Annotated in this window: 18 protein-coding genes; 4 read left to right on the forward strand and 14 right to left on the reverse strand. The window is 56.8% G+C overall.

Features of this window, described 5'->3' with window-relative positions; translation table 11 throughout:
- Window positions 1–15 precede the first annotated feature (15 nt).
- A complete protein-coding gene (locus AC5TBW_RS12695) occupies window positions 16–1,167 on the reverse strand; it encodes a 5-(carboxyamino)imidazole ribonucleotide synthase (protein ID WP_495508907.1) in 1,152 nt (383 codons plus the stop codon).
- A gap of 12 nt (window positions 1,168–1,179) precedes the next feature.
- The gene (gene purE, locus AC5TBW_RS12700; RefSeq protein WP_495508908.1) at window positions 1,180–1,695 is read right to left on the reverse strand and encodes a 5-(carboxyamino)imidazole ribonucleotide mutase; all 516 of its coding nucleotides are present in this window, start codon (window positions 1,693–1,695) and stop codon (window positions 1,180–1,182) included.
- 220 nt (window positions 1,696–1,915) lie between these two features.
- Here purE and AC5TBW_RS12705 point away from each other — a divergent pair, with 220 nt between their 5' ends.
- Window positions 1,916–2,188, forward strand: a complete 273-nt coding sequence (locus AC5TBW_RS12705) for an XRE family transcriptional regulator (RefSeq protein ID WP_008958942.1) — start codon at window positions 1,916–1,918, stop codon at window positions 2,186–2,188.
- Window positions 2,189–2,328: 140 nt separating this feature from the next.
- Here AC5TBW_RS12705 and chrA read toward each other — a convergent pair whose 3' ends face one another.
- On the reverse strand, window positions 2,329–3,522 hold the full coding sequence (gene chrA / locus AC5TBW_RS12710; RefSeq protein ID WP_495508909.1) for a chromate efflux transporter: 1,194 nt from the start codon (window positions 3,520–3,522) through the stop codon (window positions 2,329–2,331).
- Window positions 3,523–3,610: 88 nt separating this feature from the next.
- Window positions 3,611–5,293 carry a dihydroxy-acid dehydratase gene (gene ilvD, locus AC5TBW_RS12715; RefSeq protein ID WP_495508910.1) on the reverse strand — a complete coding sequence of 561 codons (1,683 nt, stop codon included), beginning with the start codon at window positions 5,291–5,293 and terminating at the stop codon, window positions 3,611–3,613.
- 144 nt (window positions 5,294–5,437) lie between these two features.
- Here ilvD and recC point away from each other — a divergent pair, with 144 nt between their 5' ends.
- The gene (gene recC, locus AC5TBW_RS12720; protein WP_495508911.1) at window positions 5,438–9,076 is read left to right on the forward strand and encodes an exodeoxyribonuclease V subunit gamma; all 3,639 of its coding nucleotides are present in this window, start codon (window positions 5,438–5,440) and stop codon (window positions 9,074–9,076) included.
- 5 nt (window positions 9,077–9,081) lie between these two features.
- Here the strand turns inward: recC and pncB are convergent, their stop codons facing one another.
- Window positions 9,082–10,263, reverse strand: coding sequence for a nicotinate phosphoribosyltransferase (pncB, locus tag AC5TBW_RS12725; RefSeq protein WP_495508912.1), 1,182 nt, complete (start codon window positions 10,261–10,263; stop codon window positions 9,082–9,084).
- A gap of 159 nt (window positions 10,264–10,422) precedes the next feature.
- Here pncB and recB point away from each other — a divergent pair, with 159 nt between their 5' ends.
- Window positions 10,423–14,280 (forward strand): exodeoxyribonuclease V subunit beta, encoded by a 3,858-nt coding sequence (recB, locus tag AC5TBW_RS12730; protein ID WP_495508913.1) that lies wholly within the window; start codon window positions 10,423–10,425, stop codon window positions 14,278–14,280.
- Window positions 14,281–14,300: 20 nt separating this feature from the next.
- A complete protein-coding gene (recD, locus tag AC5TBW_RS12735; RefSeq protein WP_495511967.1) occupies window positions 14,301–16,529 on the forward strand; it encodes an exodeoxyribonuclease V subunit alpha in 2,229 nt (742 codons plus the stop codon).
- Between the two features lie 133 nt (window positions 16,530–16,662).
- On the opposite strand, the gene AC5TBW_RS12740 is transcribed toward recD, so the two are convergent.
- The 9 genes from AC5TBW_RS12740 to AC5TBW_RS12780 form a co-directional block, all read right to left on the reverse strand.
- Window positions 16,663–17,364, reverse strand: a complete 702-nt coding sequence (locus tag AC5TBW_RS12740; RefSeq protein WP_495508914.1) for a hypothetical protein — start codon at window positions 17,362–17,364, stop codon at window positions 16,663–16,665.
- 149 nt (window positions 17,365–17,513) lie between these two features.
- A complete protein-coding gene (locus AC5TBW_RS12745) occupies window positions 17,514–17,882 on the reverse strand; it encodes a ubiquitination-like system serine protease family protein (RefSeq protein ID WP_495508915.1) in 369 nt (122 codons plus the stop codon).
- A gap of 2 nt (window positions 17,883–17,884) precedes the next feature.
- Window positions 17,885–19,285: a ThiF family adenylyltransferase gene (locus AC5TBW_RS12750; protein ID WP_495508916.1), complete on the reverse strand. Its 1,401-nt coding sequence runs from the start codon at window positions 19,283–19,285 to the stop codon at window positions 17,885–17,887.
- Complete coding sequence (locus tag AC5TBW_RS12755) at window positions 19,282–20,196, reverse strand: multiubiquitin domain-containing protein (protein WP_495508917.1); 915 nt, start codon at window positions 20,194–20,196, stop codon at window positions 19,282–19,284. Before AC5TBW_RS12755 ends, AC5TBW_RS12750 begins: the two co-directional genes overlap by 4 nt.
- Before the next feature lie 81 nt (window positions 20,197–20,277).
- Window positions 20,278–23,529: a UvrD-helicase domain-containing protein gene (locus AC5TBW_RS12760; protein ID WP_495508918.1), complete on the reverse strand. Its 3,252-nt coding sequence runs from the start codon at window positions 23,527–23,529 to the stop codon at window positions 20,278–20,280.
- Between the two features lie 139 nt (window positions 23,530–23,668).
- Complete coding sequence (locus AC5TBW_RS12765) at window positions 23,669–24,190, reverse strand: hypothetical protein (protein WP_495508919.1); 522 nt, start codon at window positions 24,188–24,190, stop codon at window positions 23,669–23,671.
- A gap of 37 nt (window positions 24,191–24,227) precedes the next feature.
- Window positions 24,228–25,040: a sigma-70 RNA polymerase sigma factor region 4 domain-containing protein gene (locus AC5TBW_RS12770; RefSeq protein ID WP_495508920.1), complete on the reverse strand. Its 813-nt coding sequence runs from the start codon at window positions 25,038–25,040 to the stop codon at window positions 24,228–24,230.
- A 194-nt stretch (window positions 25,041–25,234) separates the two neighbouring features.
- Complete coding sequence (locus AC5TBW_RS12775) at window positions 25,235–25,555, reverse strand: DUF427 domain-containing protein (protein WP_495508921.1); 321 nt, start codon at window positions 25,553–25,555, stop codon at window positions 25,235–25,237.
- Between the two features lie 203 nt (window positions 25,556–25,758).
- Window positions 25,759–25,998: a hypothetical protein gene (locus AC5TBW_RS12780; RefSeq protein ID WP_495508922.1), complete on the reverse strand. Its 240-nt coding sequence runs from the start codon at window positions 25,996–25,998 to the stop codon at window positions 25,759–25,761.
- Window positions 25,999–26,008 lie beyond the last annotated feature (10 nt).

Here is a 26,008-nt window from a genome sequence, read left to right on the forward strand (position 1 = left end):
GGCTAAATAACACTACTATTTTAAGGAAAAACTGAGATCTGGAGGGGGTGCATCCGGCAACAAAGCACTACAGGCGCGAACTTTCTCCAGCAGCTCGGCATGGTTCGCCGCAAGGATATTGACGTGGGCAAGCTTACGGCCAGCACGCTCTGCTTTGTCGTAGCGATGCAGATGTGTATTGGCAAGCGCCAGAATCGCCGCGTTATCGCCTTCACGACCAATCACGTTAATCATGCAGGTGGGGGCAATCGCCTGGGTATCGCCTAAGGGCAAGCCCTGTATCGCACGCAGGTGATTTTCAAACTGGCTGGTCACCGCGCCGTCCATCGTCCAGTGGCCGGAATTATGCACGCGGGGTGCCATTTCGTTGGCCAGCAGGCTGCCATCGCGGGTTTGAAACAACTCAAGCGCCAGCACACCCACATAATCCAACTCATCCAGCAGCGCACGAATATACTCATCCGCAGTTTGCTGAACGCTAGCATCCAAATCCGGGAGCGGCGCCACGGAGTAACGCAGAATACCGTCTACATGCTGGTTTTCCGCCATGGGGTAAAACACCACTTCGCCATCACGACCACGCACGGCAATCATCGACACTTCGCGCACGAAATCGACGAATGCTTCAACGACCAACTGCGAATGGCCAATTGCGCTCCACGCTTCGCTAGCCTGCTCAGGCTGCTTCAATACCGCCTGACCTTTGCCGTCGTAACCTTCGGTCACGGACTTCGCCACCACTGGGCAACCCAACTCACGGGCGGCCGCTTCTAGCTGCTCGGCGCTCTCGACTACACGGTAAGCGGGGGTCGGGATGCCCAAGCGATCGAAGAGCGTCTTCTCTTCGACCCGATTCTGACACACCTCAATGGCGCGGCTACTGGGGTAGACAGGCTTTTGCTGCTCAATTTCACGCACCAACTGAACGGGCAAATGCTCAAATTCGTAGGTCACCACATCAACTTTGGCCAAAAACCCAGCCAAGTGCTGGTTATTAGGATCGACAATTACATCGCCAATCCCCGCACTGGGGTTGCCCGTGGTATCTAAAAAAGTGAAGCGATTACCCAGCGGATAACCCGCCAGCGCCAACATGCGACCTAATTGGCCTGCGCCCAGTACGCCGATGTTTTTAGCCGGGGCGTTCTTTGATGTATCTGCGTTCATGACCGAGCCTCCTTATTCTGCTTCTGGATCGGGGCGCGGATCCGGGTTATCGAGTACTTTCTGAGTCTGCTCAGCGCGAAACGCATCAACCGCGTTGCGCACGGCCACGTCTTGCAGGCCAACGATCTGCGCCGCCAATAAACCTGCGTTAGTCGCGCCGGCCTTGCCAATCGCCAACGTGCCTACCGCGATGCCGCCCGGCATCTGCGCAATCGAGAGCAGCGAATCTAAACCTTTGAGCGCTTTCGACTCCACCGGCACACCTAGCACGGGCAGTGGCGTTTGCGAGGCCACCATACCCGGCAAGTGGGCAGCGCCGCCCGCCCCCGCCACAATAACCTGCAAGCCGCGCTCGGCAGCACTCTTGGCATAATCGAACAGCAGGTCGGGGGTGCGGTGCGCCGACACCACGCGAGTTTCATAAGCCACGCCCAAACGCTCCAGCATGGAAACCGCGTGTTCCATGACCGGCCAGTCAGACTTCGACCCCATGATCACGCCCACCTTGGGTGCGCTGTTCGACGACATGCAAAACTCCTCGGCCCAATGGCCTATAAAAGCGAGGCTAATTTGAAAAAAACAGCGTGTACTGCCTCGAGCACACGCATAAATAGGAAGGCGGATAGTTTACCAGAGCTAGTCCGCTTGCGGGCTTTGCTGGGGTCGTGAAATTTTCATCAAAATAGGCATTGAAATGCGCACCGGTTGGCGGCATTGTGTGTTTGTCATTTCAGACTGATGGAGCCACATGAGCACGGCACGCGCAACTGCCACTGCGGAACAGCTTGATCCTCCGCGAAGCAGCCCTGACCTCGACGTCAGGGAACTTGAAAAACGTACGCGATTAATGCGTATTATCACGCGTCTGATCGCTGTATCAGACTTAGGAAGCAGAGAAATTGCCCGTCGGGCAGGGCTTCCCGTCCAGAAAATTAGCGACCTGCTCGCCGGAAGGCTTGAGCACCTGGGAGTGGATGAACTTCACGCCCTGCGTCGCACCTTAGAGCTGGAGGCGCCATAGCAGACACTTTTCTGCTTTTCCCAACGCGTTTCCAATCGGCAGACCGCCTCCCGGCGGTCTGCAAAAAAGTTTTTCCCCGCTAAAACCCTCCCCCCTAGATTACTTCACTTCGTTCGTAATGATCGTTTATGTGTCATTGCTCACGGCGCAATTGCAATTCCCCCAAACGCTACAACAGCCACCACTACCCAAGCGGGCAACTTCCATACGGTTAACAGCAAGAAACCGGTGAGCGCCAGCGCAAACTCCTCGGCGCCGATAATCGCACTGGTCCATACCGGTTGATAAAGCGCTGCGCCTAAAATGCCCACGACCGCTGCATTGGCACCGCGCATTAGCGCCTGAGCGCTGCCCCAGCGACGAAACTGGTTCCAAAACGGCAACACGCCGACCAGCAGCAATAATCCTGGGATAAAAATTGCCAGCAGTGCCAGTAAAGCCCCCACTACCCCATTCATGCCGGGCAGAAGCGCGCCCAGGTAAGCCGCAAACGTGAATAGCGGCCCTGGCACCGCCTGGGCGGCGCCATAGCCTGCCAAGAACTCATCGGGTGTTATCCAGCCCGACTGCACCACCTCGGCGTCTAACAGCGGCAGCACCACATGCCCGCCACCAAATACCAGCGCGCCTGAGCGGTAAAATGCATCAATCACGTTAAGCCAAACAGCACTGCCCGCCATCAGTGGCAGTAGCACCAGCAACCCGACGAATAGCCCCAACGCGACCACGCCTACTCGACGGGAAACCGGAAAATTCAGAGGTGAGCTTTCTGCTATGGTGGCGCTATTCCGGCACAGTGCCAGCCCCGCTAAGCCACCCAAGACAATTGCTGCGACCTGCCCCAGCGGGCCGCTGACCAGCACCACCGTCAACACGGCAGCCAAGGCGATTCCTGCACGGGTTTTATCGGGGCAGAGGTTGCGTGCCATACCCCATACCGCATGGGCAACAATGGCTACCGCCACCACTTTTAAGCCGTGAATAATGCCGCTGGCAATAGGGCCATCCAGCACCGCAGCCCCCAATGCGAACAACAGCAGAATAAGCGCCGAAGGCAGCGTAAAGGCCAGCCACGCCATAGCCGCGCCCCAGGGGCCAGCGCGCAGTAAGCCGAGCGCAAAACCCACCTGGCTACTCGCAGGGCCCGGCAAAAATTGGCATAGCGCGACCAAATCGGCATAGGCGCTTTCGGTTAACCACTGCCGCCGCTCCACAAAGGCGGTACGAAAGTAGCCCAGGTGCGCCACCGGGCCGCCAAAAGACGTCAAGCCCAGCGCTAAGAATGCCCAAAACACCTCGTTTATGCGACCGCGTGCCTGTGGTTGATCCACCATCGTCTCTACCTTTTACCCAATAAAAAAGCGCAAGGCTTATATGCTAAGCCTTGCGCTTGACGTCTTGATGACACCTACCAGTAAAGCGTTACTCTTGGTCTGTCACCGCACCGGTGCTGGCAGAGCTCACCAGACGCGCATATTTGGCGAGCACACCGCGAGTGTAACGGGGTTCTGGCTGCTTCCAAGCCGCGCGACGACGCATCAACTCTTCGTCAGACAAATCCACCTCGATGGTATCTGCTTCGGCATCAATGGTGATGATGTCGCCATTTTCCACCAACGCCAGCGGGCCGCCGTCGAATGCTTCCGGCGATACATGGCCGACCACAAAACCGTGACTGCCACCCGAGAAGCGGCCGTCGGTAATCAGCGCCACGTCGTTACCCAAACCGCGGCCCATAATCGCCGAGGTGGGCGTGAGCATTTCGCGCATGCCAGGACCGCCTTTGGGTCCTTCGTAGCGAATCACTACGACATCACCCGCGACGACCGTGCCATCGTTAATCCGCGCCTGGGCTTCTTCTTCCGAGCCAAAGACCCGCGCTGAGCCAGAAAAGCGAGTGCCCTCTTTACCGGTAATTTTTGCAACCGCGCCTTCCGGCGCCAGGTTGCCGTAAAGCATGCGCAAATGGCTTTCCGTTTTGATCGGGTTGCCAAGCGGGGCAATGATCGGCGGCTCGGCCGGGTAAGGTGCCACTTCGGCCAGGTTCTCTTCCAGCGTTTTACCTGTCACGGTCAAGCAGTTGCCGTTAAGCAGGCCCGCGTCCAATAGCATTTTCATCAGCGGCTGAATACCGCCAATCGCCACCAGCTCGCTCATCATGTAGTGGCCGCTGGGGCGCAAATCGGCGAGTACCGGTACACGTTTACCAATCTCGGTAAAGTCCGCCAGGGTCAGCTCCACGCCAATGGTGCGCGCCATACCAATCAAGTGCAGCACCGCATTGGTAGAGCCACCCAACGCGATGGTCACCGTAATGGCGTTCTCGAACGCCTCGCGGGTCATGATATCGGAAGGCTTAATATCGTCGGCTAGCAGCGCCAGCACGGCTTCGCCCGCCGCTTTACAGTCATCGCGCTTCTCCTGAGAGATCGCATTTTGCGCGGAGCTGCCCGGCAGGCTCATGCCCAATGCCTCAATCGCAGAGGCCATGGTGTTAGCGGTGTACATACCACCACAGGAACCGGGCCCAGGGATCGCCGTTTCTTCGATGTTTTTAAGCTCGATCAGGTCGATATCACCGCGGGAGTGGGCGCCCATCGCCTCGAAGACCGAGACGATATCGGTGTGCCCTTTGCCGGGCATAATGGTGCCGCCATAGACGAACACGCTGGGGCGATTCAAACGTGCCAAACCCATCAGGCAACCCGGCATATTCTTATCACAGCCACCAATGGCCACTAGGCCATCGAAGCCTTCGCAGCCCGCCACGGTTTCGATGGAGTCGGCAATCACTTCCCGCGACACCAGCGAGTACTTCATCCCCTCGGTGCCGTTAGCAATACCATCGGAAATCGTAATGGTATTGAAAATTACACCTTTACCACCGCCAGCATCGGCGCCATCGCGGGCAAACTCGGCCAGCTCATTAATATGGCTATTGCACGGCGTCACCATGCTCCAGGTAGAGGCAATGCCCACCTGGGGCTTTTTGAAATCGGCATCCGTAAAGCCCACGGCGCGCAGCATGGCGCGGCTAGCGGCTTTACCAGGGCCATCGACCACAGGCGCAGAGTGGCGGCGGGAGTTTTGCGATGAATCTGACATTAGAGATCTCTCTTAGCATTGTTCACGATATCCGCATAGCTTGGCGATATAATCATAATCTCGCAAGATGATTAACTTATGGCACCATACAATTAGCCGCTGTGACCCTGCCGTAAAGGAATGATTAACTAAGGAACATCGTGCATGTCTGCAAACTCGCTGCTCTCACAAACGCCGTTAACACCGGGCTTTATGGTCGTGCACGCCAATCGCCTGGAAGACCTGCGCGGTTTGGCGGTGGAGTGGATGCGCCGACACCCGCTCTCACCGCTGGAGAACGAAACCATTCTGGTGCAGAGCAACGGCATTGGGCAGTGGTTGAAGCTAGCATTGGCGGAGGACCCGGCCCAGGGCGGTGCAGGTATAGCAGCGGCGCTGAATGTAACGCTGCCCGCGCGTTTTCTATGGCAGGCCTACCGCACGGTATTGACACAGCTGACCCACGACGACCAAGCCGTTCCTGAAACCTCGCCGTTTGATAAGTCGCGGCTGATATGGCGCTTATTGCGCCTACTGCCCAGCCTTGCCGAGCAGGAAGCCTTTGCGCCCCTTGCGCGCTTTTTAGAAGTCGATCGCGACCAGCGCAAGCACTACCAACTGGCCGAGCGGCTGGCGGATCTGTTCGATCAGTATCAGGTGTATCGCGCCGACTGGCTGGACGCCTGGGCCAAGGGTAACGACGTACTTATCACCGCCCGTGGCGAAGCCCGCCCGCTGGAAGCACACCAGTCATGGCAGCCCGCATTATGGCGCGCACTGCGCGACGATGTGGCAATGACGCAAGGCGACGCAGGCCTTAACAGCAGCCGTGCCCAGGTACACAGCCGCTTTCTGGAAGCCGCAGAACAGCTTGAAGGTCAGGACTGCCCGAACGGCTTGCCCCGGCGACTGATCATTTTCGGCATCTCATCGCTGCCGCAGCAGACGTTAGAAGCCCTGGCGGCGCTGTCGCGGTGCTGCCAGATCGTGCTCTGCGTGCACAACCCCTGCCAGTACTACTGGGCGGATATCATCGAGCACAAAGACCTGCTTCGCGCCAGCCGCTACCGCCAGCGGCGCAAGGCCGGCATGCCCGATGCCCTGGACGTCCTCGGTACCGGCGATGCCGATGACGCACTGCACCTGCACGCCCAGCCGCTGTTGGCCGCCTGGGGCAAACAAGGCCGCGACTACCTGCGCCTGCTCGACGAGCACGATGACGCGGGCAACTACCAAACGCTCTTCGAGCAGCAGGCGCTGCGTATCGACATGTTCGAGCCCTTCAGCGGCGAAGAGCGCAACTGCCTGCTGAGCCAGCTACAGGACGATATCCGCGAGCTACGCCCGGTAGCGGAAACCCAAACCCACTGGCCCGCGCTCGACCCGGCCAGCGACGACTCCATCGTGTTCCATATCGCCCACGGCCCCCAGCGGGAAGTGGAGATTCTTCACGACCAACTACTGGCGGCGTTCAGTGCCGACCCGGAGCTACGCCCGCGGGATATCATCGTCATGGTGCCGGATATCGACCGCTACGCGCCGCACATTGAAGCCGTGTTCGGTCAGTACCGCGCCGCTTTTGGTGGCTATCACGCGAATGCGAGAGCCGACGACCCACGCTACATTCCGTATACCCTTTCGGATCAAGCCAGCCGCCACCGCCTGCCGATGATGATCGCGCTGGAAAAACTGCTGCGCCTGCCGGAACTGCGCCTCTCGGTGAGCGATCTGCTCGACTTGCTGGAAGTCCCCGCGCTACGCACGCGCTTTGGCATCGATGAGCACGACCTCCCCACCCTCAGCCGTTGGATCGAGGGCGCGGGCATCCGCTGGGGGCTCAATGCGGAGCAGCGCACCCGGCTGGATCTCCCCGAAGGCCTGACCCAAAACACCTGGGCCTTTGGCCTGCGCCGCCTGCTGCTGGGGTACACCGTGGGCAATGCCGAGTCGTGGCAAGGCATCGAGCCATTTGACGACATTGGCGGACTGGAAGCCTCCCTGGCAGGCCCGCTGGCAAATCTGCTGGAGAAGCTGGAAAGTACCTGGGAAACCTTCTGCCAGCCAACCGATACCGCCACCTGGGTGGCCCGGCTGCGCGAACTGCTGGAAACCTACTTCCTGACCGACGACGCCCAAGAAAGCGTCATGCTCACCAAGCTGGAAACCGCGCTACAGCAGTTGCTGGACAGCACCGAAGAAGCCGCGCTTGTTGATACCCTGCCGCTCTCCATGGTGCGCGAGCACTGGCTGGGGCAAATCGACGAGCACAGTCTTTCCCAGCGCTTTCTGGCGGGTGCGGTCAACTTCGCCACCCTGATGCCGATGCGGGCCATTCCCTTCAAACACGTGTGCCTGCTGGGCATGAACGATGGCGAGTACCCGCGCTCACAGCCGCCGCTGGATTTTGACCTGATGGGCAGCGACTACCGCCCCGGCGACCGATCACGTCGCGAAGACGACCGCTATCTGTTTCTGGAAGCGTTGCTTTCCGCCCGCCAACAGCTCTATATCAGTTGGGTGGGCCGCAGCCAAATCGACAACAACCCCATGCCGCCCTCGGTACTGGTCGGTCAGTTGCGTGACCACCTGGAAGCGGGCTGGCACACGCAAAACGGCGAGCCGCTGCTGGAAGCGTTAACGACCGAGCACCCGCTGCAGCCATTCAGTCGCCGCTACTTTACCGAACCATCAAGCGACTCACCCGCCCAGGCACGGCTGTTTACGTATGCCCACGAGTGGCACGCCCTGCACACCTCTAACGGCGAAAGTACTCAAGGCGCAAAGCCACCAGCGCTAAAGGCAGACAGCGAACAGCAAAGCACGCTAACCCTTAATCAGTTGGGCAGCTTTCTACGCGACCCCGCCAAGGCCTTTTTCAACACCCGCCTGGGGGTCTATTTCGAGCAGGAAGAGCTTACCCAACTAGACGTCGAGCCCTTCACCCTGGACGGGCTACAGAACTGGCAGTTGCAGGATCAATTAATCGCCGCCCAACGCCACGCCGTGGATAACGGCCAGCCGCGCATGGAAGCGCTGCATGCGGCACTGGAACGCTTTAAAGGCCAGGGCGTGCTGGCCGTGGGCGCCTTTGGCGAGCGAATGCGTGAAGCGCTGGCGGAACCGATGGAAGCACTATTCGGCGCCTACGAAGAGGCACTCCAAGAGTGGCCCCAAGTAGTAGCCGCGCCACAGGCGGTGCATGTTGTTGTTGAACGAGCTGAACGAGCTGAAAGCGCTGAAGGACAGATAACGCTGGAGGACTGGCTGGGAGAACTGCGTCAGGATGAGGCGGGCAACCGCTGCCGCCTGTTACTGCTCAGCAGCAGCTTGGTCAGCCAGGGGCGTGGCCGTGGTCAGTACCGCTGGCAGCATCTGCTGCGGCCCTGGGTCGCGCACTTGGCGGGCAACAGTGAGCACCCGATGACCACCCAGCTACTTTCCAAAGCGGGCCATGTGCGCCTGGAACCATTAGAGGCCGAGAATGCCCGCTACCAGCTACAAAACCTGCTAAGCACTTGGTGCGGCGGCATGCAGGCGCCGCTGCCGCTGGCCCCACAGGCCGCTTTCGCCTGGTTGGCAAAGCTGGGCACGCCGGAATCCGAACCGGATAGCGATGCCTACGCCGCCGCCGAAACCGCCTATGAAGGGGGGCGCTTCCAGACCGGCGAAGTTGCCCAAAGCGCCTACCTTACCCACCAATGGCCGAGCTTCGAACGGCTATTCAGCGAACAGGCGCTGGGCCACCGTTTCTCCACCCTGACCGAAGCGCTCTACGCGCCGCTGCATCGTGCCGTGAAAGGCTGAAAAATCTAATGACTCTTCCAGCCCAGGGTTAACACCCGCTTCGCCAGCGAGATCATCTCCGGGTCGCCGGTGTGCTTGTCCGGCACATCGGAAAGCTTGATCACCGGCAGCCACTGCTGCCCTTCCGGACGCGCCTCGACCATCTTGATCACCATGTTCATCGGCTCGACGCCCACATCGTTAGTGAAGTTGGTGCCGATGCCGAACGCCATGCCAATCCGGTCTTTGCAAAACGCGTGAATATGCTCGACCTTCTCCGGCGTCAGCGCATCGGAAAAGATAATCGTCTTGCTTAACGGATTGATGCCCAGGCGCTCGTAGTGGGCGATGGTCTGGGAGGCAAAATCAATCGGGTCGCCACTATCATGGCGCACGCCATCGAACAGCTTGGCGAACTTCTTATCGAAGCTATCGAAGAAGGCCCGCGAGGTAAACGTATCGGTCAGGGCAATGCCCAGATCACCACGATACACATCCACCCAATGCTCTAGGGCAAGGCTGTTGGCCATCTTGAAACCGAAGCGGGCGCCGTGGAACATGAACCACTCATGGGCGTGGGTGCCGATCGGCTTAACCCCATGGCGCATGGCCAGCAGCACATTGCTGGTGCCGCTGAACGCCTCGCCGCCATGGTGGCAAAGTGCGCCCACCACCCGGTCATGAACATCGAACGAAAAGCGCCGACGGGTACCGAACTCGGCAATCTTCAACCCAAGACGGCGGTAGAGTTCGATCTTCTCCTGGGCGCGCTGTTCGATCATCGCATCGGCCTCATGGGTGACCGACACACCACGCAGCCGATACCAAAGCTCGCTGATCAGCGCCATCAACGGCACTTCCCACAGAATGGTGCGGTACCACGGCCCTTCGATAATCACCGAGAGGTCACTGCCCTGCTGCTCGATGATCACCTCGGCGGGATCGTAATGAAACCCGGCCAGAAAATCGAGATAAGTAGGGTCGAGATAGGGGCACGTCGTTTCGAGATAGCGCTTTTCCTCATCACTCAGGCGCAGCGTCGCCATCTGATCCACTTCGCGGCGCAGCGCAGCACCGAAGCCATCAGGAAACTCGTGCTCGCCACGATTGATAAACGCGTAGCGCGCCTGGGCATAGGGAAAGCGTTTGATCACGGCGTTCTGCATCGTGATCTTGTAAAAGTCATTATCCAGCAGCGATGTCAGCATGAGATCCCATCGTTAGAGTGAACCGAAGCCGCCGGTAGCGTAAACTCATTGCACCAAGAGTGGCTCGGCGACAAGATTATCAGGTGGCGGGGCTCTCATACAGTCTAGGCCCCATGTTGGGCCGATTTGCTTTCTGCTGCCAGCGACCGGAGATCAGTGATGAGCCAGCCTGAACCACTCAATCCACTAAGCCTCCCGCTCCACGGCAGCCGTTTAATAGAGGCAAGCGCTGGCACCGGCAAAACCTTCACCATCGCGCTGCTCTATGTGCGTTTGGTACTCGGCGGCCACAGCGTTGACGACGACACCGCGTTTATCCGCCCGCTCACGCCGCCGGAAATTCTGGTCGTTACCTTCACCAACGCTGCCACCCAAGAGCTACGCGAACGCATCCGCAACCGGCTGGTAGAAGCCGCAGAAGTGTTTCGTGAGGCTCCAGATGCTAAGGAAGCAGGTCACGAAGAGGGTCTTTTTCCAGGGATGGAAAAAGTAGCGCCCAAGGACGGGTTCACAGCGCCCTCGCAGTTGCCTGCTTCCGTGCCACCTGCTCATGATCCCCTGCTGCTCCAACTCCGCGACCAATATGACCCCGCCACCTGGCCCGCCTGCTCGCGGCGCCTGGCGCTGGCCGCCGAATGGATGGACGAAGCCGCGGTTTCCACCATCCACAGCTGGTGTTACCGCATGCTGCGCGAACACGCCTTCGACAGCGGCAGCCTGTTCTCCCTCAACCTGGAAAACGACCAGCGCGAACTGGAACAGGAAGTGGTGCGCGACTACTGGCGCAGCTTCTACTACCCGCTGGACAGCGACGCCCTCGGCATAGTCACCCGTTACTGGAAATCACCGGACGACCTGCACGCCCCGCTGCAACGGCTACTGCCAGAAAGCGAAGCGCTAGGCGACGCAAAGCCCAAGCCCAGCGAGACCCTGGCCGCCACCCAGGCCGAACGCGCCGCCCAGCTCAGCGAACTCAAAGCCCCCTGGGCCGCCTGGTTGGATGATCTGATACCCGCCCTGGAAGACGCCGCCACGCGCAAAGCCTTCAAGGGCCAGAGCTTCAACGCCAAAAGCCGCGCCAACTGGCTAGGCGCATTGCGCGAGTGGTGCGACACGGATACCGACCGCCCCGCGCTCACCGACGCCGCCTGGAAACGCATGACGCCCGACGGCATGGCCGATATCTGGAAAGAGGGCGCACCGCCCTGCCCGCAAGCCTGGGAAGCGCTGGCGCAGCTACCGGCGGCACTGAATGCTCTGCCCGAGCCGCGCAACGACCTGCTGATTCACGCCGTACAGTGGTGCCGCGCCCGATTGGAACGCGAACAGGAACGCCGCGCCGAGATGGGCCCCAACGACCTGCTCACCCACCTGGATCGCGCCCTGAAAGGGCCCAACAAAGAGGCCCTGGCCGCGCAGATCCAGCGCCAGTTCCCCGTGGCACTGATCGACGAGTTCCAAGATACCGACCCGATCCAGTACCGCATCTTCAACGCCGTGTATGACGTCGCAACGCCCCGCCGTGACAGCGCCATCCTGCTGATTGGCGACCCCAAGCAGGCGATCTACGCCTTTCGCGGCGCGGATATCTTCACCTACCTGCAGGCCCGCCACGACACCGATGGCCGCCACGTCACGCTGGGTACCAACTTCCGCTCCAGCCGCGCCATGGTAGCGGCGGTCAACCACTGCTTCAGCTACGCCGACCAACACGATGCCGGCGCTTTCCTGTTCCGTGCCGATGGCGGCGAAAACCCGCTGCCGTTCAACCCCGTCAACGCCAAAGGCACCAAGGAAACGCTGGTAATCAACGGCCAACCGCTACCCGCAATGACCCTGTGGCCACTGGAAAGCGACGAGCCGCTCTCCAAAACTGCCTACCAAGCGGAGATGGCCGAGCGCTGCGCCTCACATATGGCCATGCTTTTAGAAGCAGGCCGCCAACAGCAAGCGGGCTTTGCGAAGGGCTATGCGAAAGCCGCCGATGACAGCGACGATAACGGAGAGCAATCACTCACTCCGCTGGCCCCCTCAGACATGGCCGTGCTGGTCAACGGCCTGCAGGAAGCGCGAGCGATTCGTCTGGCACTGGCCAGTCGGGGCATCAAGAGCGTTTACCTTTCCGATCACGATAAGGTGTTCAGTTCCCCCATCGCCCCGCAGCTAGCCATTTGGCTGCGCGCCTGCGCCGAGCCCCAAGCCAACTCCCGCCAGGCGGAAGCCAAGCTGCGCGCCGCCCTGGCAACGCCGGTGCTGGGGCTGAGCCTTGAAGCACTCGACCACCTCAACCAGAGCGAGCTGGCCTGGGAGCAACGGGTCGAGCAGTTCAGCGACTACCACCGCCTGTGGCAGCGCCAAGGCGTACTGCCATTGGTGCGCCGTTTGATGGTCGATTTTGATATCGCCGCGCGGCTACTGGGCGAGTTCGCCGAGGGTGAGCGTTTGCTAACCGACCTTCTCCACCTGGGTGAAATGCTGCAGCACGCCAGCCAGGAACTGGACGGCGAACACGCGCTGATTCGCTTTCTAGCCGAAGCCATTGCCGACCCGGATAGCCACGGCGACAGCCACAAGCTGCGCCTGGAGAGCGACGCCGATTTGGTCAAGGTAGTGACCATTCACAAATCCAAGGGGCTGGAGTACCCGCTGGTGTTCCTGCCGTTTATCGCCAACCACCGCCCGGTGAGCGACACCGACCTACCGCTGCGCTGGCACGACAACGAAGGCACGCTGCAACTCAGCCTAAGCGCCGATGAAGCAACGCTGGCCACCGCCGACCGCGAACGGCTGGGGGAAGACCTGCGCAAACTTTACGTCGCGCTCACCCGCGCCCGCCACGCCACCTGGCTGGGGCTTGCACCACTAAAAGGCAGCGAGAACAGCGCCATCGGCCACCTGATCAACGGCGGCAAAGCCATCGCCCCCAGCGCCTTTACCCATGCGTTAGGCGAACTGGTGGAAGGCAGCGATATCGATTTAAGCACCGCCCCGGAACCCACCGCGCTGCGTTTCACCCCGGCACCGGAACAGCAGGCACTGGGCCACGCCCGCACCCCGCTGCGCCCCGCTCGGGAACAGTGGTGGATCGCCAGCTACTCGGCGCTGCGTACTTCTGGGGCCGTCTCTGGATCTAGCACCACCCCGCTGACAACGCCCGAGCCCGAACCCACCACGCCCCAGGAAGCCACCACCCTGGAAGTGCTGGACGAGCCCCACGACAACGCCATCAACACCGAAGCGTTTCACCTGCACCGTTTTCCGCGTGGCCCAGGCCCCGGCACCTTTCTACACGGGCTTTTAGAGTGGGCGGGCCAGCTAGGTTTTAACAGCGCCCTGAAAGACCCCGCCGCCCGGGAAGATATGCTGCGACGGCGCGTACAGCTGCGCGGCTGGCAGGCGTGGCACGACACCCTGGCGGGCTGGTTTGAAGAACTGCTCGCCACGCCGCTCCCCCTGCCACAGCCAAGAGAAGGCAGCCAGGTAGCCCTATGCGAACTCGAAAGCTATCAGGTAGAGCTGGAGTTCTGGTTTGCCGCCCATCAGGTTGGAACGCGCAAGCTGGACGAACTGGTAAGTGACCACTTACTGCCTGGGGTATCGCGCCCCGCGCTGGACGCCGACACCCTCAACGGCATGCTCAAGGGCTTTATCGATCTCGCCTTTGAGCATGAAGGCCGCTTCTATGTGCTCGACTGGAAATCCAACTACCTGGGCAGTGACGACAGCGCCTACACCACTGACGCCCTGCGCGATGCCATGCTTGAAAAACGCTACGACTTGCAAGCGGCGCTATATATGCTCGCCCTCCACCGGCTACTGAAAGCGCGCCTGCCCGACTACGACCCGCACCAACACCTGGGCGGCTCAATGACAGTATTTCTACGCGGCAGCCGCACCACCGCCCGCGGCGTACACGCCGTGCCAGCGCCAGTCGCGCTGATCGAGGCGCTGGATGCGCTCTTTAGAGGCACGGCAGCAGATGCAGTATCAGAAACAGGCCTAGAGGCGGTGGTATGAGTAATAGAGACACACAATCTATGAACCTAGACCTGTTCGCCGATGACGCGCCGCCCGATTCAACCGCACCGGTAACACCACCGACAGAATCAGTCGCCCAGCCGCACCCCGCGCTAAGCGACACCGCCGCGCTATTCCTACTGTGTGAGCGCTGGGTTTCCCGTGGCTGGCTGCGGGATCTGGATCTGGCCCTGGTGCGTTTCCTCGACCGCGAAACCCAAAACGCCCCGCCGCTGCTACTGCTGGGCGCGGCACTGGCCAGCCACCAGCTTGGCCGTGGCCATGTCTGCCTGGACATAGCCGCGACGCTGGAAGCCCCGGATTTTGCGCTTTCGCTGCCGCCGGAAGGCGACGACCTGAACGACCCGCCACCGCTGCCCAGCCATGTGCTGGCCACGCTAACGCTGAGTGAGTGGCAAGCCGCGCTCAACCACCCCACGCTGATCAGCGACGGCCCCGGCAATACGCCGCTGGTGGTAAGCCACAGCGGCAACACCAGCAAACTCTACCTGCGCCGCTACTGGCAGTTCGAGCAAACCCTGCACCAAGAAATCGCCAACCGAGTTAGCGCCGGTAATGAAGCGGATAGCCCACTACTCAAAAGCGCACTAAATACGCTATTCCCCGCCAGCGACAGCCTGGATTGGCAAAAAAACGCCTGCGCCCTTGCTGCCCGCAGCCCGTTCGCGATAATCACCGGCGGCCCCGGCACCGGCAAAACCACCACCGTGGTGCGCCTGCTGGCCCTGTTACAAACCCTGCAACTGGCCCAGCCCAACGCCCACCCGCTGCGCATTCGACTGGCTGCCCCTACCGGCAAAGCCGCCGCACGGCTGAATGAATCCATCGCCGGGCAGGTGAAGGATCTACCCGTTAGCGGGTTGGAATCGCTATTAGATGAGCACTCAGCCGCTTCCTCATCGAACGCCATAGACATTCCGACGGAAGTGACCACGATCCACAGGCTACTGGGCGCCCGCGCCGACACCCGCCACTTCCGCCACAACGCCGCCAACCCGCTGGCGCTGGATGTGCTGGTGGTGGATGAAGCCTCGATGGTGGATATCGAAATGATGACAGCGCTGCTCAGCGCCCTGCCCGCCAGCGCCAAGCTGGTGCTGTTGGGGGATAAAGATCAGTTGGCATCCGTGGAAGCAGGCGCCGTGCTGGGCGACCTATGCCGCCGAGCGGACGCCGCCCACTACACACCCGCCACGGCGCAATGGCTGGCCGAACTCACCGACCACCCGCTGCCGGATGAATTAATCGACCCATACGGCCAACCTCTGGACCAAGCCATTACCATGCTGCGGGTAAGCCACCGCTTTACTGAAACAAGCGGCATCGGCCAGCTCGCCCAGGCGATTAACCAGCCGCTAAGTGAGGCAATGCGGGAACGGGATAAACACCAAGCGGTGCATGGCGTACTGAATAACGGCTACGCCGACCTTCACCACTTAGTGTTGAAACCAGACGCGCAAAACGAAGACAGCGCCCTGGAGCGCCTAGTGATCACCGGCAGCCCGCAACGTTTTCCCAACGCAGGCGAAGGCCGCACCAATTTCAAGGGCGAGCCAATTGCACCGCCCACCGGCTACCAGTACTACCTGAATACGCTGGCGAGCGAACGGCCTGATACATCGCTAGCATTTGAAGAGAACAGTGAAGCTTACGATGCCTGGGCTAAGGAAGTACTTAAGGCCTACAGCCGCTTTCAGCTGCTGTGTGCGCTACGCAAAGGCCCCTGGGGGATAGAAGTATTAAACCTGCGCATCGCCAAAACATTGCGCCGCGAAAAGCTGCTGTTCGGCAACGACCACACGCTGGAAAAAGGTTGGTTTGAAGGCCGCCCCGTGTTGGTCACCCAAAACGACTACGGCCTAAAACTGATGAACGGCGATATCGGCATCACAATGGCGGTGCCAGATCCCCGCACCCCTGGTAGGTCGCTACTAAGAGTCGCCTTTCCAACTAGCGACTCAGAAAACCCAATCCACTGGGTGCTGCCTTCCCGCCTGCACGCGGTGGAAACCGTGTTCGCGATGACGGTACACAAATCCCAAGGCTCGGAGTTTCAGCACACCGCCCTACTGCTACCGCAAACGCCCAACCCAATTCTCACCCGAGAGCTGGTCTACACCGGCATCACCCGCGCCCGTGATTGGCTCACGCTGATTGAAGCCAAGCGCGGGATCTTGAATGATGCGATAACTAGGGAGGTTATTAGGGTTAGTGGGGTTGGGTGTTAATTAAAATCCACCTCAACCTCACAAGTTCTATTGCTATAGGTTTTAGCATCTTGTTGGAGCTAGACTGGAAGCCCAACTCTGGATAACTTCTAGTTGATCGTTCTATGCTAACTCCGCTACTAACCGCTACCGATCATCGCGAAGAACATATGGATGTATTAGGGTTTTTAGTGGCATGGACTTGAGGAGACGCTTTAGTCTCATCGGCCTGAGAGCTTGCTTCCTCCTTTATCACAGACCACCCACCAGAAATGCGGACGGCCGCGTTCACAGCTCGTACTGAATCTAAACAAAACCAAGCCAGCATTAAGCTTGCTATCACCGCAACGCCCCCAATTATAGCAACGTCTTCAGCAATGTCAGTAGACATAGCAGCCGCTGTGAAAAGAAGGGACATGATAAGCATGAGCGCAGACACTATGAAGAAAACCACTGACAATTTGTCTTGCCACCATAGTTTAAGGTAGCTTCGAGACAAAATAGGATGAGACATTGATTCTTTAAAACTAATATATCTTCGTCCATATTTGTAGTCAGTAATACTAGACAGCGGACTTGTATCATTGAGGAAATATGTGATCTCAGAAAATGTCATACGGATATTAAAAAGCTCTCTGAAGGCCAGCTCAACGCGTAGCGGATGAGATTTGACTCCTTCGTTACTAAGAACCTCGAAAACTCCCTCCAACTTATCTTTACGCGAAGATCTCCTTAATGAAACAGCTTCTTTCAATAGCTTCCAAAAAACTGGCGTAACTACGATAAAAAGAACAAATGCAAGAGCGATACTATCCGCAACACCTGCTTCCCTTAAAGCGTTTAGATACTTGTCCAAGAACACCTCCAGCCAAAATGAAACTCTTCATAACGAAAAGCTTATATTTAAAATTAAAAAATAGGTCTTGTTGTGCTGAGCACTTTACGAAGAAGAGTATGTTGAGTCGATTAGCATCAACATAAAATGATAAGCTACTCACTCAGCTTCTAGAATCGATCGCGGATTTTAGAAGGTTGCCCACCTTTGCACCAATCTACTTTGCCTTTTCTAATCCAAAAGTGGCAGCCACAGTTGTTTCGTTGATGGACTGAAGGCACGACGGTGGGTCTACGCCACCAGTCCAAAGTAACTTTCCAATGTGGTCGCAGGTGAGGATTGAGCGAAAGGTCAATTCGCTCTCCGCAACCTCCAGGGCATCGAAATGTGGCCCATTTAGATATACCGCTGTCACAGACTAAAACAAAGCTTTCAGCTGCACGCTGTTCACGCGGGGGCAACCTTGTCCGTACCTCCGCGGTGAAGTCAGCCTTAAATAACCCGAGCCTTCTCGCAGTATTTATAATCCACGCTTTCATAACTAGATCACCATATTTAGGCAGGGTTCGACATCTGCCCGACCAAGAGTATTGAGATCATGGCAAGCAGGACAGCCAGGTATTGAGGTCACACCAGGAAACCGATCGTCACTGGCATGAAAGCGCCGGATACGCGTCGCATGCATGCCCGACTGCCCATGAAAGCCGGTAAGCGCAGCGAGGAGTTCACTTATAGCCATGCATCCGGCCTCTGTCGTAAATGCAGCTACCGCTGGGGCTGGGTCTCCCTCACCAAGTACATAGGCCTCCTGTTTTAAGGCTTCATACCCTACCGGATCACGGCGTTTAAGTGCTTCCTCATGAGCACGCCGCGGATCAATATGTCGGCCACATAGCAGGCACGGATGGCCGTCGACTAAGGTTGAGACACGAGCAAAGAGATCAAAACCGCTGTCCGACCGTCGCTGCATGGCAAGGCCGACATCAATAACAGGGATGCCATAGAATCGGCTGAACCTATTCAGGATCAGTCTGCCAGCGTGATCATCTGTGCAAGAGAACACGACATCACAAGCTTTTAGGGCGTCCACTGTGCCAGGATCCCCAACAAATGCGTCGATCGTGACAAGTTTCATTCCAATGTCAGTTTCTTGAACCATACGTTGATGAATTTCCGCCTTGGACGTTTGATCTTCGACATCCTTGCGACGGCTGCCGTGAAGCCGATTAAGATTGGAAAGCTCCGCCTTATCTCTTTCGAACAATATCGCCTGCTGGACTCCATGACGCATCAGCAGCGGAAGCACCGCACTGCCCGTGCCACCACCACCGACTACACCTACCCGAAGATTTGAAAGAGTGCGATTTGCAGTATCCCCGAATAGCCGCTGCTGCCGATCAAGAAAATCAGGAGGTGCGATGTTGACTTTGGGTGAGGTCAAGGCAATGCGTGGTCCAGCATGAAGAAAACGGTCAATCGGCTCAACTTGATCGCGCGTGATCCATATCCGTGCAGCCATTACACCATCGCTATTGATTACGATGCTGATCAGGCCCTGCGTACCCTTCAATTCTGCCGTACGGGCAAGCTCAGCTTCATTGCGATCATCCTGTTCCGAAAACTCAGCAATCCCACCTGGATGTGTGTGAACGATTGCCGGAATCCATCCTTCACGCGCGGCCTCTCCAAACAGAAGCATCAAGCTATCTGTCGTCCAGGTGATGTGAACCGGCGAAGTGTCGACCACCTCGCTCCGGGCGATATGCTGAAAGGAGTGGCTGACAAACCGGCGACGTCGAACTCCAGACCACGGATCCTTTTCAATATCGGCGACACCAAATAACAGTGTTGCCGCGGCCTCATGGCCGCTTGAACTTTCAAGCAGCGACCTGATCTGCATTTCGTGTGAAGCCTGAAGAACAAGATCAAAGTTAATCATCATGGACGAGCCTCTTCGAGAGCCACACGAACCCTGGCCACCATCGTTTGCAGGCCATCCACTCCAGGACGCCAGGCCGAGCAATGACGCGACCACCGCTGCCAGACTCGATCAGCAAAATTGTGGTCCACATTCGCTGCACGAGCTTCCTGTCCGCTGGCAGATAACTTGATTCGCGGTGATGTGTAAAACATGTCGGGCGGAGTGTCCGGATATCCGGGGGGCAAGATGATCAGGACATCAGTCATATCATGGTCGTACTTGCCTTCCGGTAATGAGTAAGCTGTGAGAATGACCCCGATCATGCCACCACTCTTAACGACGTCGAAACTAAGGGCTCGGCTTTCAAGAAAGGCACGATCCCCAGATGGGATTAACTCCCTGCCCTCTGTAGTCTGGTCAATGATCGAGATGAAACGTTCGACACCAGGTTTTCCGAGATCGATGAGATCGCTATCATTGATTTTCTGGTCATGACCGCCCGGAACATCCAGCCAAAGCGCATAGTTAGGCGCAAGAGCAGCAAGTTTTTTGACAACGAAGCCGGAAATGAAACTCTTCGGCCATTCGAGATCCTTGTCATCAATCTTGAATAGAAACTTGCGGTCGGTTTGGGCGACCAGTACTCGTTCAGCGCCACGACCACGCAGATCATAGGATTCATCGAGGCGAATATCCTCGAAATCACCACTGGGGAGAATTGCCGTCGCTGTATATTCGTGAACGGGAGCACCACCTGCCGCTTCGATGAACTGGCGACCCAGAGGCATAGGGTCATCAAAAATATGTTTTTTGAAGTCCAATGTTTCATCCGCGATTAATACCCGAAAATGGGCACCAGGCTTGAGCGGGCGTCCATCACGAACGGCGTCAAAGAGATCATCTACATTCTGGTCTTGAGGATTATCAGTCATAAGGCACTTCCTTCTGTAGTTGCGGGGCACTGTGCCCCGCTTTCAGAAGGTTAATCGCAGCATTTCCACAAGACCGGTAAATCAGTTGAGATTTTTTTTGATGAGCGGCCCATCTGGTGGATCGCCACAAACGAAGAAGTGCGGACAACGGGGGCAAGTTCGATTGGGGTTGGGTGGGAAATCGCCAGATAGAATTTTACCGACAGCGTCAACGATCTTGTCTTGGCGATTTTTTAGCTTCCTCTGGCTCAGTGAAATAGGAGCGGCTACCTCATCCGTCAGGAAAACAAACTCTACTTCTGCACCCCGACCAGCCGCTAACTGGTATGCTGCAGCATCGAGTGACTCGGTAGAGTTGGAAGTCTTACGACCGGTCCAGATGCGACGGAATACAAGCCGACCGTCGCTCCTCTCGACATAATCATCAGGCTTAACCACTATCTTAGCCGCACCTATGTCGATTTCGAGGTTGCACGGAGCTAGTGGTTTGTCGCCTTTTCGGAGGGTAATCAAAAAGTCGAACAGCCTGCGTCCAGCGACTTCATAGTCTTCTGCATTTGGGTTCTCAGCCGGGCCACGTGCCTGCCAGTGCTCATCAAAGTCGGGAATTTCATTCGAAGGGTCGTTTAAAAGAGCATCAATTGCACCTTGAACAGCGGCATGCATTTGCATAAAAGCACTTTCCGTACGACGCCCACCTAATTTGAGGACGTGCGTGAACAAGAAGCGGCGCGGGCATTTGTCGAAGAGCGCGAGTTGTGCAGGCGTCAAGGTAACCGTTTCCTCAAACCGGACATCTACGCAGCTTGACAAAAGCGGTGGCACCTCGGTTGCAGCCAGCGGCGCTTCGATGCTCACCGTATCACCGAGACGGTCAATAAACGGTGACGACCTCTGGGATTTGGCGCCTCCCTGTGATTGCGCGCCTCGCTGTTTCGAAGGCGCGTAGAGAAAGAGGCGGTCTTCTGCACGGGACAAAGCGACGAAGAAGAGACACTCCTGTTCTTCATCATGCCCAGGCTTAAGTGCATCGAGGCCCCGAATACCTTCCCCATCAATTAATCCATTTGGGGGCGACAAGGCCCGAATTTGATTGGCAGATTGAGGCAATGAACCGGCAGACAGTGAGGGCATATGCACCGCCTTGAACTCAAGCCCTTTGCTTTTATGAATCGTCAAAAGGCGGACAGCATCAAGGGATTGAGCGGCCACGGGAAGATCCCTCAAGTCTCTCTCGTCCGACAAAATGACGAGTCGACGAATATGATCCAGCAGGTCACCAACTGGGTAACCATGCCGCTCAATATACGTCGATCTTAGAAAATTTTGCAGTTGCCACAGTGCGATCGCAGGCAAAGGCTCATTTTCGGTCAGGCCATGTGCATATCGGGCAGCAAGTCGTGTACGATCAAGGTAAAGCGAAGCGAAAGCCCTCCACGGCGTTGCCTCGGGCTTAAGTCCATGAAATGCCTTTGCAAGAGCTGTAAACCCGCTTGCACCTTCAGACGAATTTGCGCCACCTGTAGGAAGTAAGTCGCGCCAGGCGAGCGGCTCCAACGGAGAGGCATTAGCCAAGGCCTTTGCAGCGGCCACAACGTCGGCCAACGGCACTGAAAATTCAGGAATTGTCGCAACCTTTACGAGTGCTATCGCACGCGAGTCGACGAGAAGAGAAAGTAACGAGAGTGCCTCTTTGGTTTCTGGCCGGTCGAAAAGGGGGCCCAGAAATAGGACGGGTACATCTTGCGCTTCAAGGCTGGCGGCCACCTCTGCCAACCGTTCATTGGACTTACAGAGGACAGCCTGATTCATGTAGGTGATCCCGCTATCCTTACAGGCGTTGATCCGAGTAGCAAGCTCATTCAGTTCGTCGTCTTTCGTACCTACGCGCACAAAAACGGGCTTTTGGCCGGATAGGCCTCGGTATGCTTCCGACTGAAACCCAGCTTCGGCAGCTTTCATATTTGCACATGCGAATCCTGCGTAAGCATCGCAAATCTCTTGGACAGAACGATAGTTAACCGTTAACCCCATTGCCTGACCACCAGGAAAGTCGTCGGTCTCAAATCGCACCATATTGGTTGATGAGGCACCACGAAAACGATAAATTGACTGTTTGGCATCTCCCACAACCCACAGGCCTTGCCCGTCAGGCTTCAACGCCTTTAATAACCGGACACTTGCGCGATTGACATCTTGGTACTCATCTACAAGGACATGAGAGTAACGTGAGCATAGCTGCCCACACACGCCTGGATCCTTCTCGATAAGACTAACGGTACGGGCTACCAGATCGCCGAAATCGACCGCTCCATGTTGGGCTTTAAGCGCCTCATATGCCTCATACACTTGGGCAATTTCCAAACACTTCTCGCCATGAATGCGTTCTTCATCGTTTAGAGCCGAGTCGTATGTCAATTGAGCAAGTATTTTATAATCTTGGTGGTCTACCACTTCGTCTTTGGCACGGGAAATTGCAGCTAGCAGGTTCCTAAGAACATCTGTCGGATCACGTAACTCTTTATAGTGTTGGAGATTCAGCCCAACAAACTCATTCTCGACCAAGGCGACAGCTTCTGCTGTATCAAGTAGCCGCGGTTCAGCTGGCAGTGACGCTCGCTCATGAAAACGCCGAAGTATGTCCAGTCCGAATGAGTGAAAGGTGCCGATAGTCAGCTCACCTGCCGCCTCTGGCCATGCAGACATCGCCCGGTCGGTCATTTCACCAGCAGCTTTATTTGAAAATGTCAGGACAAGAATGGAAGATGGATCGACCGCAGAATCCCTAAGCTCCGCCAACCGACCGATGAGCGTCTGAGTTTTCCCAGTGCCGGGTCCTGCTCGCAGAAGCAACGGCCCACCACGGTGGCGTGCAGCACAGTTTTGTGCGTCGTTTAATGGCTTCGGCGGATCGTTTTCTGACACTTTCGATTCTGCAACTGTAGGAAGCCAGATTGCATCAAATATCTGAACCGCGACCAGATCATAAGGCGCCCGAAGTTTTTCCACTATTGCCTGAGCGGAAAGTCCTTCTTCGAGATACCAGCGGCGAGCAAGCGCTCGTGGAAACAAAAACTCGCGCGCAAAGAGATCCATTTGCACTTCCTGTCGAGCTTTCCGACTGTAATCAACGGCTCGTTCGGCACCGGATACACCGCCGTCCGATGGACGGGTAGGATCAATCTCTGAGCTCGCCGTGATTCCAACGTGCCCACCGAGCTCGGCGTGTCCAATCTCATGGGCAACGAAAAATGCATCCAGAAATTCATCGCCCGTAAGTTCGTGTCGAATGGTTCCGGCAGGGTCATAAAGTGCTCGGCCACCATTGAGCATGGCGTGTCCTGGCGGATACCCTCGAACCTCAATATCCCGTCTAGCGGCTTCCGCCAAGACGAATGTATACGACTCCGCTGGATCATATCCGGTGCAGACGAGGTCATCATGCAGCGCGGCTGCACGTTGTCGGGCGAATTCAACTACGTCCATCTACTTCGCAGAGCCGACACAGTGCGCGCTCTTCCTGATCACTCAAACCGAGACTATCAAGGAACTCGTTGTACTCAAGAACAGCTCCTTCATCTGGCTTTCCATCGGCCTTGAAAGCAAAACCTGTGTTCTTCCGAGGCTGACTCCGCAAGAAGTTAACCAAAGAGTGAACCGCAACACCCAGTTCGCGGGCTAAACCTGTTACAACTGGCTCCGGAATAGAGCCAAGCCGAACTTTGCGGTCCCGAAAACCAGCAAAAAAGTCTCTAGGCAACCCAACTTTCCGAGCCAAAGATCGAAGTTCATCGCCAGCCAGTGCTGCTTCAACCCCAGTACGGCCAGGTGCCGTTGCGGAAACTAAGTGCCTTGTTTCCAGCTGCGCGCCTTCTATATCACTCCGCGCATCCGTCAATACCAACTCATGGTAAAGGTCTGTCAATTCCAATGCCAAGCTGGGGTATCTGTCGATATAGCTCTTAAGAACCGTATGGTTCAGCGGTTCTTCCATTGTAAGCTCATCGAGTATGTCTTCCATATTAATGTCACTAGTCATCTTGCACCTCAATGCAGAGGCGTTCGCGGATTTTTTGATAAGCACGCTTACGCACTGCCCGGACTGTCTTTGGTGTACGCCCAAGTAGCTTTGCAATCGTTTGTACTTCTGGATCTTCACTTTGGTCAGGATAGCCCGCTTCTTCCATATCGATCAGCCTCCTTTCATCCTTTGGGAGAGAGCCAATCGCAGCACGCAGCTGAAACCGGTAAGTTGCTTCTTCTGCTGGCGCCATACCTGCTGGCCGATATCCGCATATGCTCTCTTCTACTTCAGTAGCTACATCACCACTTTCGTCATACTCGAGCGGCGTCAGTGGGTTTTCTTTGGCAAAAACACTTCGAAAGGCACTATCGCGAAGCTTTGCAACGGCGCGATCAAAGACGACTTCATAAATGTCCAGCTTTTCTTCGTAGTTTGACCGATCGCTGAGAATTAGCCTAACTACACGCTCAAGGACATGTTCCTGAAGATCGGCATAAGTACCGACTTCAGCATTAATAGAACCCGCTCGAAATTCCTTCTTCGGACAAGCACGACGAATGCGCTGTTCTAGCAGTGAATAGAGAGCGTTGAATTGTGCGTCAGATTTTTGGTCTCGCGTTTGCCGAATCCAATGAACTAGAACTTCCGAAGGTATGTAATCTGGCGAACGTCGATCAGGTATGCGCGCACGTTCTGCAAACACTTCGAATGGAACGCTTGTAAGTTCGACCAGCATGGTTTCTATCGGCTGGAAACGGCAGTATAGCTGACCATCCAGCTTAACTTTGCGCAAGGGCGGTACTTTGATTGTATCATTCACTTAATCGACATCCATATTCAAGTTGGAATCTAACAGAACTCCTAAGCGGATATTTTTATTAATATTTCTCTCTTATCAAATTCATTAAGCGCACTCAGCGTAGTTGACTTAAGACTATAGTTATGACTGTATTTGGGTTCTGGATTTAGTCGATACTTTAAGGACAATGCACGTCCGCTTTGGGTCGAAAAGCGTCATTCGCGAATTTCTTCATAAAAAGCCACCCTACCCGCGATAGCTTCCATCCCTTCACTCGGCTCCTCATAGCTCCAAGCAATATCCCGACTTTCACCCAGCGAAAAATACACCGTATGCCCTTTAAAGGGGCAATAAGTTGTGGTTTCTGAAACGGTGAGTAAATCCATCCGCACGTCTCCACGTGGAAAGTAGTGGCGTGGCGGGTAGCCATATTCGCGGAGTTCAAGAGTATTGGTGGAGTCGGCTATCAGAATGCCATCAGCCTGAACGTGCATGCGCTGCTTGCTTGGGTGAAGCGTTATGCGGGCATTCTGCATCGTATTGTCCCTGCGGCGTTTTTCGCTCTAATACTTCGAGACTAGCAGTTAATTTAGGTTAAGCCTACTTTGAATACTTAGTTTTTAGTCGATAGTGGATACTTCGTGACCTAGGCCAGTCATCGCTTCAACGCGACCGCTTAATTCACCGTTATGAATGTGGCACAGCACTAAGCTGGGCTGGGTGCCGTCAGCTTTAACGGTTAGCTCCCGGCTGCGTTCCAGCTACCGCTGTTGCCGCAGGTTTGCCAGCCGCCCGTGCTGGAAACGTGGTTGGCGAGCAGTACCGGCAGTTGGTGGCGCTTTGCGATAGTGGCAAGCAGCTCAGCATTGTTGGCGTAACCGCCTGGAGAGATCAGCGCACTGGCTAGGTAAACGTCCGCTTGTTGGGCGGCGGAGTGGCTGGGGTGGGTGCTAACCTGAAGGCTGCCTATGTTAATCAAAAGTGCCCGC

It is taken from the genome of Vreelandella sp. ssv (assembly GCF_059448525.1).